Annotated in this window: 20 protein-coding genes and 1 pseudogene; 10 read left to right on the plus strand and 11 right to left on the minus strand. The window is 49.2% G+C overall.

Annotated features, from left to right (window positions below):
* Positions 1-53: 53 nt before the first annotated feature.
* From pstC to phoU, 4 genes are read left to right on the plus strand one after another with little or no spacing between them, the layout of a single operon-like run.
* Positions 54-1,013, plus strand: a complete 960-nt coding sequence (gene pstC / locus QQF33_RS09805) for a phosphate ABC transporter permease PstC (RefSeq protein ID WP_282494069.1) — start codon at positions 54-56, stop codon at positions 1,011-1,013.
* Positions 1,013-1,903 carry a phosphate ABC transporter permease PstA gene (pstA, locus tag QQF33_RS09810; RefSeq protein ID WP_282494068.1) on the plus strand — a complete coding sequence of 297 codons (891 nt, stop codon included), beginning with the start codon at positions 1,013-1,015 and terminating at the stop codon, positions 1,901-1,903. The genes pstC and pstA overlap by 1 nt, the downstream gene beginning before the upstream one ends.
* Before the next feature lie 46 nt (positions 1,904-1,949).
* Positions 1,950-2,723, plus strand: coding sequence for a phosphate ABC transporter ATP-binding protein PstB (pstB, locus tag QQF33_RS09815; protein WP_282494067.1), 774 nt, complete (start codon positions 1,950-1,952; stop codon positions 2,721-2,723).
* Positions 2,724-2,736: 13 nt separating this feature from the next.
* Positions 2,737-3,462 carry a phosphate signaling complex protein PhoU gene (gene phoU / locus QQF33_RS09820; protein ID WP_285157743.1) on the plus strand — a complete coding sequence of 242 codons (726 nt, stop codon included), beginning with the start codon at positions 2,737-2,739 and terminating at the stop codon, positions 3,460-3,462.
* A gap of 57 nt (positions 3,463-3,519) precedes the next feature.
* Here the strand turns inward: phoU and yieH are convergent, their stop codons facing one another.
* Positions 3,520-4,185 (minus strand): 6-phosphogluconate phosphatase, encoded by a 666-nt coding sequence (yieH, locus tag QQF33_RS09825; protein WP_181827066.1) that lies wholly within the window; start codon positions 4,183-4,185, stop codon positions 3,520-3,522.
* 167 nt (positions 4,186-4,352) lie between these two features.
* Here yieH and adeP point away from each other — a divergent pair, with 167 nt between their 5' ends.
* Positions 4,353-5,690 (plus strand): adenine permease AdeP, encoded by a 1,338-nt coding sequence (adeP, locus tag QQF33_RS09830; protein ID WP_282494065.1) that lies wholly within the window; start codon positions 4,353-4,355, stop codon positions 5,688-5,690.
* A 90-nt stretch (positions 5,691-5,780) separates the two neighbouring features.
* Here adeP and QQF33_RS09835 read toward each other — a convergent pair whose 3' ends face one another.
* The 4 genes from QQF33_RS09835 to QQF33_RS09850 all read right to left on the minus strand — a co-directional run bounded on the left by QQF33_RS09835 (position 5,781) and on the right by QQF33_RS09850 (position 9,380).
* A complete protein-coding gene (locus QQF33_RS09835) occupies positions 5,781-6,347 on the minus strand; it encodes an NADPH-dependent FMN reductase (protein ID WP_282494064.1) in 567 nt (188 codons plus the stop codon).
* 37 nt (positions 6,348-6,384) lie between these two features.
* Positions 6,385-7,131: a 4'-phosphopantetheinyl transferase family protein gene (locus QQF33_RS09840; protein WP_282494063.1), complete on the minus strand. Its 747-nt coding sequence runs from the start codon at positions 7,129-7,131 to the stop codon at positions 6,385-6,387.
* A 142-nt stretch (positions 7,132-7,273) separates the two neighbouring features.
* On the minus strand, positions 7,274-8,236 hold the full coding sequence (gene yidZ / locus QQF33_RS09845; RefSeq protein WP_282494062.1) for an HTH-type transcriptional regulator YidZ: 963 nt from the start codon (positions 8,234-8,236) through the stop codon (positions 7,274-7,276).
* A complete protein-coding gene (locus QQF33_RS09850; protein WP_282494061.1) occupies positions 8,205-9,380 on the minus strand; it encodes an MFS transporter in 1,176 nt (391 codons plus the stop codon). Before QQF33_RS09850 ends, yidZ begins: the two co-directional genes overlap by 32 nt.
* A gap of 432 nt (positions 9,381-9,812) precedes the next feature.
* On the opposite strand from QQF33_RS09850, the gene QQF33_RS09855 reads away from it, so the two are divergent.
* The 5 genes and pseudogenes from QQF33_RS09855 (at position 9,813) to QQF33_RS09875 (ending at position 12,264) form a co-directional block, all read left to right on the plus strand.
* A complete protein-coding gene (locus tag QQF33_RS09855) occupies positions 9,813-9,968 on the plus strand; it encodes an ash family protein (protein ID WP_285146297.1) in 156 nt (51 codons plus the stop codon).
* Positions 9,969-10,003: 35 nt separating this feature from the next.
* Positions 10,004-10,192, plus strand: a pseudogene (locus QQF33_RS09860) (hypothetical protein); the annotation flags it as partial.
* 320 nt (positions 10,193-10,512) lie between these two features.
* Positions 10,513-10,719: a hypothetical protein gene (locus QQF33_RS09865; RefSeq protein WP_285151069.1), complete on the plus strand. Its 207-nt coding sequence runs from the start codon at positions 10,513-10,515 to the stop codon at positions 10,717-10,719.
* The gene (locus QQF33_RS09870) at positions 10,716-11,654 is read left to right on the plus strand and encodes a hypothetical protein (protein WP_285146295.1); all 939 of its coding nucleotides are present in this window, start codon (positions 10,716-10,718) and stop codon (positions 11,652-11,654) included. Before QQF33_RS09865 ends, QQF33_RS09870 begins: the two co-directional genes overlap by 4 nt.
* A 1-nt stretch (position 11,655) precedes the next feature.
* Complete coding sequence (locus QQF33_RS09875; RefSeq protein WP_285146294.1) at positions 11,656-12,264, plus strand: hypothetical protein; 609 nt, start codon at positions 11,656-11,658, stop codon at positions 12,262-12,264.
* A 357-nt stretch (positions 12,265-12,621) separates the two neighbouring features.
* On the opposite strand, the gene QQF33_RS25915 is transcribed toward QQF33_RS09875, so the two are convergent.
* The 6 genes from QQF33_RS25915 to QQF33_RS09900 all read right to left on the minus strand — a co-directional run bounded on the left by QQF33_RS25915 (position 12,622) and on the right by QQF33_RS09900 (position 17,017).
* Positions 12,622-12,891: an AAA family ATPase gene (locus tag QQF33_RS25915; protein WP_416382119.1), complete on the minus strand. Its 270-nt coding sequence runs from the start codon at positions 12,889-12,891 to the stop codon at positions 12,622-12,624.
* On the minus strand, positions 12,866-13,228 hold the full coding sequence (locus tag QQF33_RS25920) for an AAA family ATPase (protein WP_416382120.1): 363 nt from the start codon (positions 13,226-13,228) through the stop codon (positions 12,866-12,868). The genes QQF33_RS25915 and QQF33_RS25920 overlap by 26 nt, the downstream gene beginning before the upstream one ends.
* Positions 13,149-13,631 carry a toprim domain-containing protein gene (locus tag QQF33_RS09885; protein WP_285151067.1) on the minus strand — a complete coding sequence of 161 codons (483 nt, stop codon included), beginning with the start codon at positions 13,629-13,631 and terminating at the stop codon, positions 13,149-13,151. Before QQF33_RS09885 ends, QQF33_RS25920 begins: the two co-directional genes overlap by 80 nt.
* A 534-nt stretch (positions 13,632-14,165) precedes the next feature.
* Complete coding sequence (locus QQF33_RS09890; RefSeq protein WP_285146292.1) at positions 14,166-15,188, minus strand: RES family NAD+ phosphorylase; 1,023 nt, start codon at positions 15,186-15,188, stop codon at positions 14,166-14,168.
* Between the two features lie 2 nt (positions 15,189-15,190).
* The gene (locus tag QQF33_RS09895; RefSeq protein WP_285146290.1) at positions 15,191-16,123 is read right to left on the minus strand and encodes a sce7725 family protein; all 933 of its coding nucleotides are present in this window, start codon (positions 16,121-16,123) and stop codon (positions 15,191-15,193) included.
* 6 nt (positions 16,124-16,129) lie between these two features.
* Positions 16,130-17,017 (minus strand): sce7726 family protein, encoded by an 888-nt coding sequence (locus tag QQF33_RS09900; protein WP_285146289.1) that lies wholly within the window; start codon positions 17,015-17,017, stop codon positions 16,130-16,132.
* Positions 17,018-17,186 lie beyond the last annotated feature (169 nt).

Consider the following 17,186-nt stretch of genomic DNA (forward strand, 5'->3'; position numbering starts at 1 on the left):
CGTAAGCGCCACCGGGCATAATCGTAAAACGTCTCAAAATAGAAGAGTGATTTATGGCTGCAACCAAGCCTGCTTTTAGCCCTCCGGGGAAACATGGTGACAAGATTTTCAGCGCGCTGGTCAGACTGGCTGCGCTGATTGTGCTATTGCTGCTGGGCGGCATTATCGTGTCACTGATTTTCTCCTCCTGGCCGAGCATCCAGAAATTCGGTTTTGCCTTCCTGTGGACCAAAGAGTGGGACGCGCCAAACGATATCTACGGTGCGCTGGTGCCCATCTACGGCACGCTGATGACCTCGTTCATCGCCCTGCTGATTGCGGTTCCTGTGAGCTTTGGTATTGCCCTGTTCCTGACGGAGCTGGCGCCAGGCTGGCTGCGACGCCCGCTGGGTATCGCGATTGAACTGCTGGCGGCGATCCCGAGTATCGTTTACGGCATGTGGGGCCTGTTTATCTTTGCGCCGCTGTTCGCGAAGTACTTCCAGGAGCCGGTGGGGAATATCCTCTCCAACATTCCGTTTGTCGGCGCGCTGTTCTCCGGTCCTGCCTTCGGGATTGGTATCCTGGCCGCAGGCGTGATCCTCGCCATCATGATTATTCCGTACATTGCGGCGGTCATGCGCGATGTCTTCGAACAAACCCCGGTGATGATGAAAGAGTCGGCCTACGGCATCGGCTGCACCACCTGGGAAGTTATCTGGCGTATCGTTCTGCCGTTCACCAAAAACGGTGTCATCGGCGGCATTATGCTGGGCTTAGGTCGTGCGCTGGGTGAGACCATGGCCGTGACCTTTATCATCGGCAACACCTACCAGCTCGACAGCATATCGCTGTATATGCCGGGCAACAGCATCACCTCAGCGCTGGCGAATGAGTTCGCCGAAGCGGAATCCGGGCTGCACGTGGCGGCACTGATGGAGCTGGGTCTGATTCTGTTTGTGATCACCTTCATTGTTCTGGCGATCTCTAAGTTTATGATCATGCGCCTCGCAAAAAGTGAGGGGGCACGCTAATGACAACTCTCGAAATGCAATCCACCGCGGAACTGGCTGAATCCCGCCGCAAAATGCAGGCGCGTCGCCGCATGAAAAACCGTCTGGCGCTGACGCTGTCGATGGCGACCATGGCGTTCGGTCTGTTCTGGCTGGTGTGGATCCTGTTTTCTACCGTGACGCGCGGTATTGACGGTATGTCTCTTGCGCTGTTCACCGAAATGACCCCACCGCCGAATACCGCTGGTGGCGGGTTAGCGAACGCCCTGGCGGGCAGCGGACTGCTGATCCTGTGGGCGACCGCCGTCGGTACGCCGCTCGGCATCATGGCGGGGATTTATCTGGCGGAGTATGGCCGTAAATCCTGGGTCGCAGAAGTGATTCGTTTCATCAACGACATTCTGCTCTCCGCGCCTTCTATCGTTGTCGGTCTGTTCGTCTACACCATCGTGGTGGCACAGATGGAGCACTTCTCCGGCTGGGCGGGCGTGATTGCGCTGGCGCTGCTGCAGGTGCCTATCGTGATTCGTACCACCGAGAACATGCTGAAACTGGTCCCGGACAGCCTGCGCGAAGCGGCTTACGCACTCGGCACACCGAAATGGAAGATGATTTCGGCGATCACCCTGAAAGCGTCGGTCTCGGGGATCATGACCGGTATCCTGCTGGCGATTGCCCGTATCGCGGGTGAAACCGCGCCGCTGCTGTTCACCGCGCTCTCCAACCAGTTCTGGAGCACGGACATGATGCAGCCGATCGCCAACCTGCCGGTCACCATCTTTAAATTTGCGATGAGCCCGTTCGCGGAGTGGCAGCAGCTGGCCTGGGCCGGGGTGCTGATTATTACTCTTTGCGTACTGTTGCTGAACATTCTGGCGCGCGTCATTTTCGCGAAGCAGAAACACGGTTAATTTTGACGGCGCGGCACAACGCGGCGCCGAATGAGGAAATGAGTCAATGAGTATGGTTGATACTGCACCGGGTAAGATTAAGGTTCGTGATTTGAACTTCTACTACGGTAAATTCCATGCCCTGAAAAACATCAACCTGGATATCGCCAAGAACCAGGTCACGGCATTTATCGGCCCATCAGGCTGTGGCAAGTCCACCCTGCTGCGTACCTTTAACAAGATGTTTGAGCTGTATCCTGATCAACGCGCGGAAGGCGAAATTCTGCTGGATGGCGACAACATTCTGACCAATACCCAGGATATCGCCCTGCTGCGTGCCAAAGTGGGGATGGTGTTCCAGAAACCGACGCCGTTCCCGATGTCGATCTACGACAACATCGCCTTTGGCGTGCGTCTGTTCGAAAAGCTTTCTCGTGCTGATATGGACGAGCGCGTGCAGTGGGCTTTGACCAAGGCCGCATTATGGAACGAAACCAAAGATAAACTGCACCAGAGCGGATACTCTCTCTCCGGTGGTCAGCAGCAGCGTCTGTGCATTGCGCGCGGTATCGCCATTCGCCCGGAAGTGTTGCTGCTGGATGAGCCGTGCTCGGCCCTCGACCCGATCTCCACCGGTCGTATCGAAGAGCTGATCACCGAGCTGAAACAGGATTACACCGTGGTGATCGTGACCCACAACATGCAGCAGGCTGCGCGTTGTTCCGATCATACGGCGTTTATGTACCTGGGCGAGTTGATTGAGTTCAGTGACACAGATGCTCTGTTCACCAGGCCCGCGAAGAAACAAACCGAAGATTATATTACTGGCCGCTACGGTTGATTTGGAGTGAATCATGGACAACCTCAATCTTAACAAACACATTTCCGGCCAGTTCAACGCAGAGCTGGAAAGTATCCGCACCCAGGTGATGACGATGGGCGGCATGGTCGAGCAGCAGCTGTCTGATGCGATCACCGCCATGCATAACCAGGACAGCGATCTGGCGAAGCGCGTTGTCGAAGGCGATAAAAACGTCAACATGATGGAAGTGGCGATCGACGAAGCCTGCGTGCGCATCATCGCGAAACGTCAGCCGACGGCGAGCGACCTGCGTCTGGTGATGGCGATCATCAAAACCATCGCCGAGCTGGAACGTATTGGCGACGTGGCGGATAAAATCTGCCGCACCGCGCTGGAGAAGTTCTCCCACCAGCACCAGCCGCTGCTGGTGAGCCTGGAATCCCTGGGCCGTCATACGGTGCAGATGCTGCATGACGTACTGGATGCGTTCGCACGTATGGATCTTGATGAAGCGGTGCGTATTTACCGTGAAGACAAGAAGGTCGACCAGGAATATGAAGGCATTGTGCGTCAGCTGATGACCTACATGATGGAAGATCCGCGCACCATTCCAAGCGTACTCACCGCGCTGTTCTGCGCGCGTTCTATCGAGCGTATCGGCGACCGCTGCCAGAACATTTGTGAATACATCTTCTACTTCGTGAAAGGACAGGATTTCCGTCACGTGGGCGGGGATGAGCTGGATAAGCTGCTGGCGGGGAAAGACCCGAAAGAGTGATCGGTTCAGGCAGGTTTTGTAGGCCGGATAAGCGCAAGCGCCATCCGGCTTTTTTCATTAACGCGTAATATCCCACCCGCGCGCCTTCCACAGCTCCGGCAACTGCGCCAGATCGGTAAAGGTCGTCACTTTCGGATGGCTGATCGGCTTATTATGCGGATCGGCGCAGAAGTAAAACACCTCCATCCCCGCATCAATCCCTGACTGCGCACCGGCGCTGGAATCATCCACCAGAATGCAGTTTTCCACGTTCACGTTCATCGCTTTCGCGGCGTGGAACATCAGGGCCGGATCCGGCTTCCAGCGCTGGATATCGTAGCCGCTGAACAGTTTTTCCGGGAAATGGTGCAACATTTCCAGCTTGCCGAGGGAGTGCTGCATTTTGCTGACCGGGCCGTTGGAGACCACGCACATCGGCACCGTCATTGAATCGAGCAGGGCATTCGCTCCGGCGATCACTTCCAGCTCCGAGTCGAAAAGGCGTGCGACCTCGGCGCGGTAAACTGGTTCTAAGTCGGCCTTCGCCAGACTGACGCCGTGCTCAGCGTTGATAATGTCGATGATCTCGTACAGTTTGACGCCTTTGAAGCGTTTAAACGTCTCTTCGAGATCGAGCGTAATGCCAAATTCCTGGAACATGCTGACATACGCGCGGGAACAAATGACCTCACTGTCGACCAGCGTACCGTCGCAGTCGAAAAATACCGCTTCAATTCCGGACATGCCTTTCCCTTTTAACAAGTTTAACGTTTACGTAATGCAGTTTTGCGAGACGCAATCGTTGCCGTATAAGCAAAATCAATGAAAAAAAGTATCTCGCAAACGCGCCTATTGTCGCATTTTGGTATAGGATAGCGACGGATTTTTCCCTCCTTGTTCGGAAACTGATGATGAGCCAACAACACACTACCCAGACGTCTGGTCAGGGTCTGCTTGAGCGCGTGTTTAAACTGCGCGAGCACGGCACAACGGCACGCACCGAAGTGATCGCCGGTTTTACCACCTTCCTGACGATGGTTTATATCGTTTTTGTTAACCCGCAAATTCTGGGCGTTGCTGGCATGGATACCAGCGCCGTCTTCGTGACCACCTGTCTGATCGCCGCCCTCGGCAGCATCCTGATGGGCGTGTTCGCCAACCTTCCGGTCGCTCTGGCACCGGCAATGGGTCTGAACGCATTCTTCGCCTTCGTGGTGGTGCAGGCGATGGGCCTGCCATGGCAAGTGGGGATGGGCGCCATCTTCTGGGGCGCGGTCGGCCTGCTGCTGCTGACCATTTTCCGCGTGCGTTACTGGATGATTGCTAATATCCCGGTGAGCCTGCGTGTGGGTATCACCAGCGGTATCGGTCTGTTCATCGGCATGATGGGCCTGAAAAACGCGGGCGTGATCGTCGCCAACCCGGAAACCCTGGTGAGCATCGGCAACCTGACCTCGCACAGCGTCCTGCTGGGCGTGCTGGGCTTCTTCATCATCGCCATTCTCGCGTCCCGTAATATTCACGCGGCGGTGCTGGTCTCGATTATCGTGACCACCCTGCTGGGCTGGATGCTGGGCGACGTGCATTACAGCGGCATCGTCTCTGCGCCACCGAGCGTGACCACCGTGATTGGCCACGTGGATCTGGCGGGGTCGTTTAACCTCGGCCTGGCAGGCGTGATCTTCTCCTTCATGCTGGTAAACCTGTTCGACTCCTCCGGTACCCTTATCGGTGTGACCGATAAAGCGGGTCTGGCGGATGAGAAAGGTAAATTCCCGCGCATGAAGCAGGCGCTGTATGTGGACAGCATCTCGTCGGTAGCCGGTTCTTTCATCGGTACTTCTTCCGTCACGGCGTATATCGAGTCTTCTTCCGGTGTCTCCGTCGGTGGCCGCACCGGTCTGACCGCGGTGGTCGTGGGCCTGCTGTTCCTGCTGGTGATCTTCCTCTCTCCGCTGGCGGGGATGGTTCCACCGTATGCGGCTGCAGGCGCGCTGATCTACGTCGGTGTGCTGATGACCTCGAGTCTGGCGCGCGTGAAGTGGGAAGATTTAACCGAAGCGGTGCCGGCGTTTATTACCGCCGTGATGATGCCGTTTAGCTTCTCCATCACCGAAGGTATCGCCCTGGGCTTTATCTCCTACTGCGTGATGAAAATCGGTACCGGTCGTTTCCGCGAGCTGAGCCCATGCGTGATCGTGGTGGCGCTGCTGTTCGTGCTGAAGATTGTGTTTATCGACGCGCACTAAGGTGCGGTTTGTGGTGTCAGGTGGCGCTTCGCTTACCTGACCTACAGAAGAGAACAAGCCCGGTACGCGTTAGCGTCACCGGGCTTTTTATTAGGCTTTAACTCGCTGAATATACTCGCCAAACGCGGTCAACTGGCCGGTCAGATGATCCAGCGTGCTTTGATCCACCACTTCACCCGTCTGGGTATCGACTTTGTTCTGAATCACCCCACCCATAAATTCCGGCTTGTTCATCACCATTGCATCAAGGAACACCAGAATCTGACGCAGATGATACTGGCAGCGTGCGCCGCCAATCGCGCCCATCGAGCTGGTCTGGATCAGCACCGGCTTGCCGGACAGCGGCTGTTCCGGCAAACGGGAGAGCCAGTCGATCGCATTCTTCAGGCCACCTGGCACCGAATAGTTGTATTCCGGGGTGACAATCACTACGCCGTCGGCCTGGCGGATCTGCTCGGCCAGCGCTTCGACGCTTTGCGGGAACCCTTCTTCCTGCTGAACATCGGCGTCGTACAGAGGGATATCACCAATCGACGGCAGCGCGGTCACGTCCATCCCCGCCGGTGCCAGCTTAGGCAGCGTGCGGGCAACCATCCCGTTAAATGAACCTTTACGCAGGCTTCCCAGTAACGTAACAACTTTCAACGTATCAGACATGATTACTCCTTTTTCATCATGATGGCCCATCAGCGGGTCAGTTAAGGGTAAGAGCTTTTTCTGCCGGTAAACTGGTTAATCTCATCAGGCGCGCGGCGGGTTCGTTGGCACGCGCGGGAACATCAGGAAGGCTACGCCATCCGTCGCGGCTGTCAAATTCCCAGATTTTCAGGCGCTCAATGGCGGGCGTGACGGCAATCGACCAGATCAGCACGTCTTCGGCGTCGCTCAGGGCTTCCACCCGCGCGGCTTTGGTCGCCCGCAGACGGCCTGAGCCCGGCAGCAGCTGGAGCAGGCTGGCATCGTCCACGGCACAGCCCGAGAGCTTCTGAATGCTCTGACGCAGGGTAATGAGCTGCGCTTTGGCTTCGTTGGGGTCGTTTTGATTACGCACCCACAGCTTTTCGTTGCTCGAGAGCGGGTAGTCGTCGTGGGCGTGAGGGCCGTGAAAACCGCGAGTCGCGCGCTGGAGTTCCATATCCAGCCCACAATCGCCCTCCGTCGTGAGGGCCACGCCGACGATGTTTCCAGTGTAGGCGATGGAAAAACGCGGCAGTTCAGGGTCAGCAAACACCGGGCGGCCTTCGGGCTGGGTGATCATCTCCGGCAGTTCGGTCGTGCCGTAGAGCATAAACAGCAGCTCGGAGAGTAAGGCCCGGGAGGCCAGAAAGCGCGAGCGTCGATGATCGGGAAGTTTACGCGCTTCGTTGTGACAGGATGAGGAGAGTCTGACTGACACCAGTCGTCCTTCGGTCAGGATCCCTCTTGCAAAATGCGTTGCCATTTTTCGCTCCATGATAATGGTCAGTGACAGGTTAAACGGTTACATGATTATCGCTTAACTTCGCATCTGTTTTAATCGGTAAATCCACGAATGAGAAGCCTGGGGACCGAACTTTACATTTTTAGAGGGAAAAATTGGATCTCTAACGCAGGGAATCGCAGTACAACGCCTTAATCGTCTCTTTCAGCCAGATGATTTTCGGGTTGTGGCTGTTCCGTTTATGCCAGATCAGGGTGAAGGGAACGTTCAGCTTTTCGGCCAGCGCTTCGTCGATGGGGATAGGGCGGCGCACCAGCTTGCGCTGGTGGAGTTGATTGTAATGATGACAGTAGTGCGGCGCGGTGGCGATATAGTTGTGGTCCGGCTGCGCGGCCATAAACATCGACTGCTCAAAGCCCGGCAGGCTCAGGGCAATGTTGCGCTCGAGCCCCATCTCCCTCAGCACTTCGTCCAGCGCCCAGGTATCGCTGCGCTCCCAGAAAATGCTGATGTGGGGATAGCGCAAAAATGTCTCGAGGTTCCACTCTTCGTTTAGCGCCGGATGATCCTCGCGCAGATAGACGCAAGGCCGGTCGCTGAAGAGGATTTCGTGGTCGATAAACCACGGGAGCAGCTTCAACAGTTCGCGCGAGCGTGGATGGGTTTCGCGCCCGGTAAAACCGATATCCACTTCGCCGCGGGTGATGGCATCCAGCGAGTCGTAATCCCAGTGGCGCATCCGCACCGTTGCCTGCGGATAGCGCTGATTCACCTGATCTAACAGGGCGTTAAAGCGGATCAGCATCAGCGGCGTTTCCGCCGCCAGCTCGAATTTCAGCCCGCTGAGGGAATCGTGATGCGGTTTATCGAGGATCTGATTGCCAATCTGCATCCAGTCCGTCAGGTTTTGCTCAAGACTGACGGTGAGCGGCGTCGGCAGCAGACCGAGCGGGGTTTTGACAAACAGCGGGTCGTCGAACCAGTCGCGCAGTTTCGCCAGCGATTTACTCACCGCCGACGGCGTGACGTTCATCCGTTTCGCGGCTTTGGTGACGCTGCGTTCCTGCAGCAACAGCTGCAGGCACAGTAACAGGTTAAGATCGAGGCTGCTGATGGGCTTCTTCATAGTGCGCTGCGGGCTGTATCGCCATGATTAACAGGATGCAGACCATGCTACAGCCAATCAGAATCCCGATCAGCATATTCAGCGCATTAAGACCGATCACCGCCGCCAGCCAAATCCACAGGGACGAGCCGCACACCTGAGCAATGCCGAGCGCGGAGCTGGCCACACCGGCGCGCAGGGAGAACGGCCCCAGCGCCTGGCTCATCGCCACGCCAAACCCCACCGAGAACCCGGCGCAGATCAGGGTGATACCCGCCAGCATAATGGCGTGAGAACTCGCCGTCGCCAGCACCACGCCCGCAATCAGGAACAGGATCTGCGAAGTCATCATTAGCGTGCGCTGGCTAAACACATTGAGGGCAAACGGCGTCGAGAACGACACCGCCATACTCACCATCGCGGTCAACGCCATCACCGTGGAGTACTCCCCGCGATCAAACCCCATGGTTTCCATCAGTAAAACAGGGGAAACGTTTACATAGGTGAGGATGACCACGACGCTCAGGGTGGTGATCAGCAGACGGCTAATGAAAAAGCGGTTCAGGAGTTTCTCAGCCGGGTGAATCGTCGCGGCATTCCCCGCGTGATGCGAGCCAGGATGCGTCTCTTTCAGTACCGTGATCGAGAGGATAAAGACCAGCAGGCCCATCGCCGCCATCGTCCAGAACAGGCTCTGCCACGGCAGTTTGAGCATAATCAGATAACCGATCACCGGAGCCAGCACCGGGATAATACAGGTGATGCCGTTGAGCATGGAGAGGACTTTCGCGCGGCGCTGGGCGCTGAGGGTATCGCGCAAAATAGCAAACGCCACCACATAACAGCCGCCCGCCCCGATGCCCTGAATGAAGCGTCCGGTCAGGAACAGCGTGCTGTCCTGCGCCATCGAGCACAGCACCGACGCCAGCGCAAAGATCACCGCCCCGGTAATCGCCACAGGCTGCCGCCCGGCTTTGTCGGCAATCTTACCGGCAAATACCATCGACGATGCCATTCCCGCCAGATAAGCCGAAAATGCGATATGCAGTTGCGCTTCGCTGGCCCCCAGATCGCGTGCGATGTGCGGCAGGCCGACCAGATACATATCAATGCCCGACGGATAAAGCAGAACCAGTGCAAAACTACAGAACAGAAAACGCGCCATAAATCCCCCATGTAAGGCAGGCTGGAAGCATAGGGGGAGAACGGGGAAGATGCGAGTTGCCATTTGGACAAAGGTGATTTCCTGATAGGAAATCACCTTGATGCAGATGCTGGAAAGTTGTGCTAACTCGTTAATCTGTCAGCGATACGTTGCCTTCAAAACATGGCTATGGGCACATTCAAGTACACAAAAACCAAAAAGGTGGTGGAACCACGGTTGAACAGAATGAGAACCGAACCATCACTCTATGAGGACTTAGGGCATTTCAGCTTTTATTACGGTGTTCCCGAAACGGCAATAGTTTTTGCCAATGAATTTCGCCTTATTAATAACTGAGAATAAGATTTTATACGGCTCGCATAAACCCTCTGTTATGAGGAGATAAGCATAGTTTTTGCGTTATGACTTGCGCGGCCTGCGCTCGCCCCTTCAATGGTGGCCCTGGCAGGGGCTTCGAAAGAAGCGCCGGGTCGTGATAACCGGTACGCCAACCCTGTCTGGGTCACCACCAGTGAGCCTGGCGTATCCGGTGGTGGCGTAAACCTGCTTATCACGAAGCGGAGCGCAGCGGATGTGTCCTTTTCCTGAATCTCTCGTTGCACCAGCCTCCGCCGGAGGTATCTATGAAAATCACCGTAGAACAACCCTCAGCCAGAGAACTGGTCGATCGCTCGCGAGTCCTGGTGCATGTAATGCTCGAACATCCTGACGATATCGGCCCGAATTATGCGTTGCTTCTCATCCTTGCCGCCCAGCTACAACTGTTAAGAGATGCTTTTGAAGAAGATGAGGTGAGACGGCTTAGAGACGAAAATTTCCTCAATAATTTTTACAGCGACCCTAGCATCAGGGATAGATGTTGTGGTGTGTTTTGGCACAATTCGGAATCCAGCGATACATTCATTATCTGAATCCTTCAAGTTCCCCCATTTATTGTCTACTAAGTAAAAAGAAAGCGGGGGGATGTGTTTTGCAATCTAAGGCTACAATAATATATTGATTTTATTAGACTATATTATAAATTTAGTTCTCAAATTTGCTCTGGCTAATAAGTGTTGTATGTTTTAATTGAAAACTGATAGATAGTATTTTACTATAAATTGGTAAATAACTTTTTATATAAAGGATTATGATGAAACAAGAGCATGTACTAATACATTTTTCTACGAAAAGGCCTTTTTCTAATAAACCTGAAATGCCAGAAGGTGCAGTTTATAATAAGGAAAAGGGTTATTGGATTAGAAATGGGGAACCTTTAGTGTCATATAATTCAGAATATGGAACTAGGGCTACCAAGAAGTGTGATGTTGAAACTGGAGAGGATCAAAAAGGAGAATGAAAAATTATGTATTGATTCTATCAAGCATGTATGATTTTTCCACGGATTTGGTTGTTCAGCGCCTGGAAAATAATGGCGATGCTTTTATTAGACTAAACAAAGAGCAATTAAGTGATTATGAGATTTTTTTAGATCCCGTAAATACAATCCTAAGGGTGAAAGGTGAATATGTTGATGTGGAGACATCTAATGTAAAATCAGTTTGGTTTCGACAACCTGTTTTTCTAAGAAATACTCCAGGGCGGAGTATTGATATAAATGAGCAGCTTTCATTATCGCAATGGAATGCTTTTCTTAGGGGATTAATGGTTTTTGATAAGGCGTATTGGATGAATTGGCCACAAGCAACATATGCTGCTGAATCTAAGCCATATCAGCTAATGATTGCAAAAAAGATGGGTTTTTCTGTACCTCAAACGATTATTAGTAACTCTCTTGGTTTTGAAAGACTCCCTTCAACGAATTTTATTATAAAGTCGATGGATACCGTTTTACTTAAAGAAAATGATGATTGCTATTTTACATACACATCGAAAGCTAATCCTGAGGACTTTTCTTTAGACAAAACCAAACAGGCACCGATAACATTTCAAGAATATATTGAGGATAAGTTAGATATTAGAGTTACTATTGTTGGCTCCAAAGTATATGCCGTTGCAATAAAATCTAATGGTAATGCTATCTCTGATGATTGGAGAACTGTAAAAAAAGAAGATCTTGAATATGTCGATATTGAACTTCCTGTTATGATTAAAAAACTTTGCATAGAGTATGTTAAGTTTCTTGGGTTAAATTATGGTGCCATTGATTTTATCAAAACAAAAGACGAATATATATTTATTGAAATAAATCCAACTGGAGAGTGGGGATGGCTTTCTAATGATAAAAGAGAAATTGATTACGCTATTGCAAAGAAATTATCTGAGGCTAATTAAAATGATCTCTAGGATTATTGAGGAGGTTTTCCCATTTCTTTACTTTTACTATATTGCGAACAAAAAAACAGTTAGTGTGTATGATATCACCTTTTCAAATTTTGAGTTTTACTCAGGATTATCGGATGAAAAAATAGTCGTGAGACTTGAAAGCGAGCATAATAGAGCCAAGGAGATAGATGATAAGACTTTTAAATTCACATTAGCATTAAGTATATCATTAAGTATTATAAGTGCCGGTGCTAGTGGAGTTGTTAAATTTCTTCCTGAAAGTCCCTTGAGTCCATATATATCGTTTGTGTTTTTTCTTTCTTCTTTTTATATGCTATGTGGTGGCCTTATCTCATTGGGTTCATTAAAAACCCTACCAAAATTTGGGTATGGAACGTATTTTGAGATCAACAAAAGTAGAGAATCCTTAATTAAAGCCATCGTTGGTCAAGAAAAGGTTAATATAATACGGCATATAAGAAATGAGCTTTCTTATATGAGTTTACGAAATGGTTTTTTACTAATCCTCTTTGCTCTTATTTTGTGTTTATTTATATTGGCTACCAGTTTTTTTGTGAGTCACTTACGATTTGAACCGTTGACATATTACTGTCTATGAATAGTTAATATAATTCTAGTGATTGAGTTTAACTTCCTCACCATTTACAAATATTAATCCTTCACGAATAAGTTTCTCCAGCCAACGCGAAAATTTCTTCTCGACGTTAATTCCCTTAACCCGTAGATCGTCGCGCAAGAGCGTGCGGGTACAAGGCTTATTCTGGCTGATGCGTTGGTTAATACAGCGCCATAACGCCGTATGGTTGCGGGTGATATGAGGAACGTCGGGTGGTATACCACTACTCAGTAAGTCATCGGCTGGTTACCGGGGCTCGTCGTTCAGTATTAGCGAGGTCACTGGTTCGCCATCACTATCGGTATAGATAACGACTTCCTCAAGATCGTAGGCGGTGACCTACGGCATCTCCGCATGTTTCATCTTTGTACAACTCAAGGTGATAGCGTTGCGACGTCCCTCACGCCTAACGTTAAACTCGGCATCCAGCGCGGCCTGAAAAGCACTTGAACCGCGTGCGCCTCGTTCCTGATCCTTACCTGAGTGATGAACGATCATCATAGCTGCGCGCGTATGATACCGAATGGCGTCGCAACCCTGGATAAATGCGCCCCTATCCCGCGCGGTGTTTTCATCTGAGTTCCTAGGCGCGGATCCGCCGCGATACACTGGTTCCTCCTTCTCCGAAGATAAACAGCACAGCCCCTTGATTGATTCGCCTTCCGCCCCATGACGTACCGCTGGCAATATGGCACGCCAGCGATACTGCCAGAAAGGATTTAAAAGAGCCGCCGGGGCCGTAAATACTGCACAGCGCCCCGGCGGGAATAAGTCCTTTAACCTGATAATCCTGACTGGTGTTAAACCCTTGAGCCCCGGCGCAGCGGAAGGGAGGTGGTAAGAGTAGAGTCTGATGCTGCCATGACTTACGACCTGAGATTTGCAGGAAGTTGCTGGTTGAACACAATCCGGGAAATGGATTCACCGTAGTGACGGTAAAATTCATCCCAGTCGCTCAATGTGGTGTCTACAGGGAGAACCACACAGCCCTTCACTACTTCCGCAGCGGCGGTTGCATTCAGCAGCCCGGTATTTTTCTCCTGACTGCAATCATTATCGCCAGCCAGGATAAGGTGGCATTCAGGCCACTGCCCCCGGAAAGCGATGGCCACATTTTTCAGGTTGTGCGCCGACAGGGCAGCAACGACAGGAAAATGGCGAAGGCATGAGACCGCAAGCGCGGTTGCATATCCTTCGGTAATGATGATGCCTTCCGGTGGTTTGTTGTCCGGTGCCCAGGGTTCCGGTCTACCGTTGCGGCTCGCCTGATGTACCGGGCAAAAAAAATCCTTCAAATGGCTACCGGGCAGCAAGTACTTTTTCCCTCCTGGTAAGTGAATTACTGACATCTGTTTGACTGTCAGCCTGTTTGTTGCAGTGAATTTTCAGGCAGTAGCTGGGTTGAAGATGATCTGTGTGCTGGCGTCACTTTTAAGAGCGTAAGCGAGTGAAAGTGACGCTGCGTTTTGCACATTCAGCAGGAAGTACGGACGCAAAGCCTTCGGCAATGCCGCCCGACTTCTCTACAGCGTTCTGTCTGTCGCTACGCTTGCAACAGGGTAGCGATAAAGGGTGTGGTCACCTGTATCGAGACAGGAGGTCAGTTTCAGACCACGCTTCGTTCCCTGGATGACCGGGGGCTGACCGCCAAAGGCGCTTCTTACAGGTCGCAGTTCGTCTTAGAACAGGAAGCTTTTAGGGGGGCTGCTATGAGTTGGGATAGGGTAGATCTGGGGGAGGGGGAAAGCTGCGGGAAACTGTTTTTGGGAATTGAAAATTCTAAATTACAACAAAGTTAATCGTTACAATGGCAGAAAAATTGTAATGCCAATAATAAATTTAAATTAATATTACTGGCATCATTTTTTTAAAATCCATTGTAACTACTTTGCTTGTACTTCAACACTTACGCGAGAAACGTCATATTGTGATGTTGAAATAGGGGTTGCTAACGTTGGATCGAACAAGGCTAAGTTTATTCCCTCACTAACAGAACTTCTGTAAATTACACCATGAAAACCAATTTTTTTAATGAATTCGCATAAATATTGACTGGGGATATAATCAATAGCAGCACTTCGAGGTAACACAGGACGAGTTAATTCCTCTCCTAATTTTTCTAGAAAAGGTATATCTGCCCGCATTTTTCCTATTTCTTGTGCATCAGATAAGACAAAGGGAGAAACATGTTTTCTCGGCTCTCTTAAATCGACAATGATTAATTCTTCTGGTATTTCAAATTTAGCTACTGTTGCTATTTCACCTGTATGTGGTCTAATCTCAGAGACCGCTGTATTCGGCATAGATCCTAAATATAAATATGGAATGCCTGTGGGGTTCGCTCGTCCATGACTAGCATACCGACTTGGAGGTGCTCCCATATCTTCAATTTTATATGGAGTATCTGTTTGGTTTATCCTTGCTCTGAACCATATTCGTGGGATATCAAATGCCTTTAAATGGTTAAGTAATTCCTGTAATCTTTGAGTATCAATTTTCTCATCAAGGAAGTATCTGTTTTTGTGAAGGATCTCATCTCGTAATGTATCCCATTGCGCAAGGCCAGTGCTTTTGTAATTTTCGGAGGGAGAGAAGTTCTTTCGTACTATATCTCCGTCATCGAGAATTTCTCCCAATAACTCTTTAGCATGAGCATTGTCCATTGTTGGATGGGAAAATAAACACCAATCTTCTTTTAGCCATTCAACAAGGTTTTTTCCTTCAGGATTTATTTCATAGATATTTATCAGCAGTTCAAAATAATCCAACAAGAGTTTAGGGTCAATAATATCAACATCTTGACTGTTACAAAAAGAACAGTTTCCTTTTTGTGGCGTCAATGTAGGGATTATATTATTTCGCAATCCGTTATCATTGAAACATTCAGCACAACACATTCTAATCATTTTTAGCTCCTAAAATAATTAGCTAATGTTTCAACATGATGTCTCATTGAGAGTTTTTTGACTGTTCCCAATCCAGGAAAATGGCCTTTTGCATGCAAAGCTCGAAATTCTAAAATAGCTGAGGTCTCCAATACAGGAGAATTATCCTCGTTTATTGTTATAATGAGTTTTTCAAGTGCCTGTCCGAATTTCCCTGCAGGATCTGTTGGTGTATCTCTTGTTGTTGAAACAAAGTGGTAAATATACATGACATTTTCTTTTTTAGATTCTAAGAACGTGAGATGTATTGCTACCGCATATGCCGGGCCACCTCCTTCAGTATAGTCATCCCCAACGATTAAAAAATCGCCAAATCCATCCATTCCTTCTTCCCCGAAGGTTATATGAAGGTCAGAAAACTCTTCAATAGGAGGGTAATCAGCATTTTTTCTCTTTTTAAAACCATCGCGAATTAATATTCTGTCGCAGTCATTAAAATGTTTTCTATAAAGTTTACCGCAGTAGAGTTCTAAGAATATATGTTTAAATACTCGACCATTTGTTTTTTCTGATAAAGAGCGAGGCTCAGAAAATCCAGAGTGGATGAAACAAGGTTGATGTTCGGCATGTTCATCAAGCAACTCTATTATATCTTCTTCATCCATCCCTTCATTTAATAGTATCCCTGCAAAAATGTTTTCATGTCCATGAAAACTATCTTTCAATAATTGAGAGATATTATGCCCATTTGTTGAATGGTCACCATATGAAGGATTTACTATTACAATAGCTTTACCTTTAGCTTCACAGATCGCTTTTAGTGTTTTTTCTAATCCATTCAGGGTTTCTTTAACTGGTTCAATAATTGGAATGAAACCAGCCTGAGCCATTGTCTCTGCTGTCTCACGAATCGCTATTAATTCAAACTGCTTACCTCTAAAATATGGATAGTACATAAGTTTTTAAACCCATTTAAATGCTTCATTAAGAGGTTTATTCAACGTCTCAACTAAGCGATCTCGATCCTTACTACGTAACTGAACCATTAGGGCTATACTTTGCAATGCACTTGGTAAGTTTGCAATTAAAGTACTTAATGGAGCAAGATTACGCGTCCTTTTTAAAGTTTTTATCATGCAGTTCTGTACATCAATTGGATTTAGTTTGGTGAAGATACCTCTTATTGCATTACGCATCAATGTGTTGGGTAAATAGGGAATGTCAATATTTAATTCATTAAGGATATCAATAGCTTCGCTAAGTCTTAGTGAATCAAAAATAGTTGCAGTGCAAATATAATCAGTATTCTCTTTTGCTTCCCGTACGATACTAATTCTATTCCATCGAACCAAACTCATCACCCCTACGTCTTCTGATGTTTTTTCCAGGATATCTTGGATATGTGCAGTCCCTGCAATAACGTAGATCTTACTGAATGCTTTTCTATAGTTTTCAATTTGACTCTCGAGTCTGGCAAGCGAATCTCTATCTGACTTTATTTCATATACAGTTCCACAACCGTTAAGAATAACCATATCTGCTTTGCTAGAGCCAATTCTAAATTCAGTAAGCATACTGGCGGTACGCAAAGAATGACGGCCTAATAATACATTTCGAATTAACGCAGAACGATAGACATACTCATTTCTCAAACCTGAGCGTCTGAGCAAAGAAAATGCTGTATCAAAGGCATCACCAATAGTTACATTATCTGCGTCATAAAATTCGAAAAGAGATGCCTCAGACAGTAACCTTGAAAAAAGAGGTGACTGACCTTTTTTTGCTATCTCGGAAATCACTGACGAAGAAAACATCCTTGATAGCGCTGAGAGTTGCGTAGGATTTAGCACATCGATCCTCACAATGTTTATACTTAATGGTAACTATTTCTCATATTATTAGTTACTTTCAGTGGGTTATATAACAATTATGATGATAACTTATTAGATAACTTTTGTCACATTATTGTTCCTTTTTATTTGTAACTGACCAATTGTAATTAATTGAATTATATAGTTT

Origin of the sequence: Lelliottia wanjuensis, from assembly GCF_030238365.1 — a bacterium.
In the GTDB taxonomy this organism is placed as follows: Bacteria; Pseudomonadota; Gammaproteobacteria; order Enterobacterales; family Enterobacteriaceae; genus Enterobacter; species Enterobacter wanjuensis.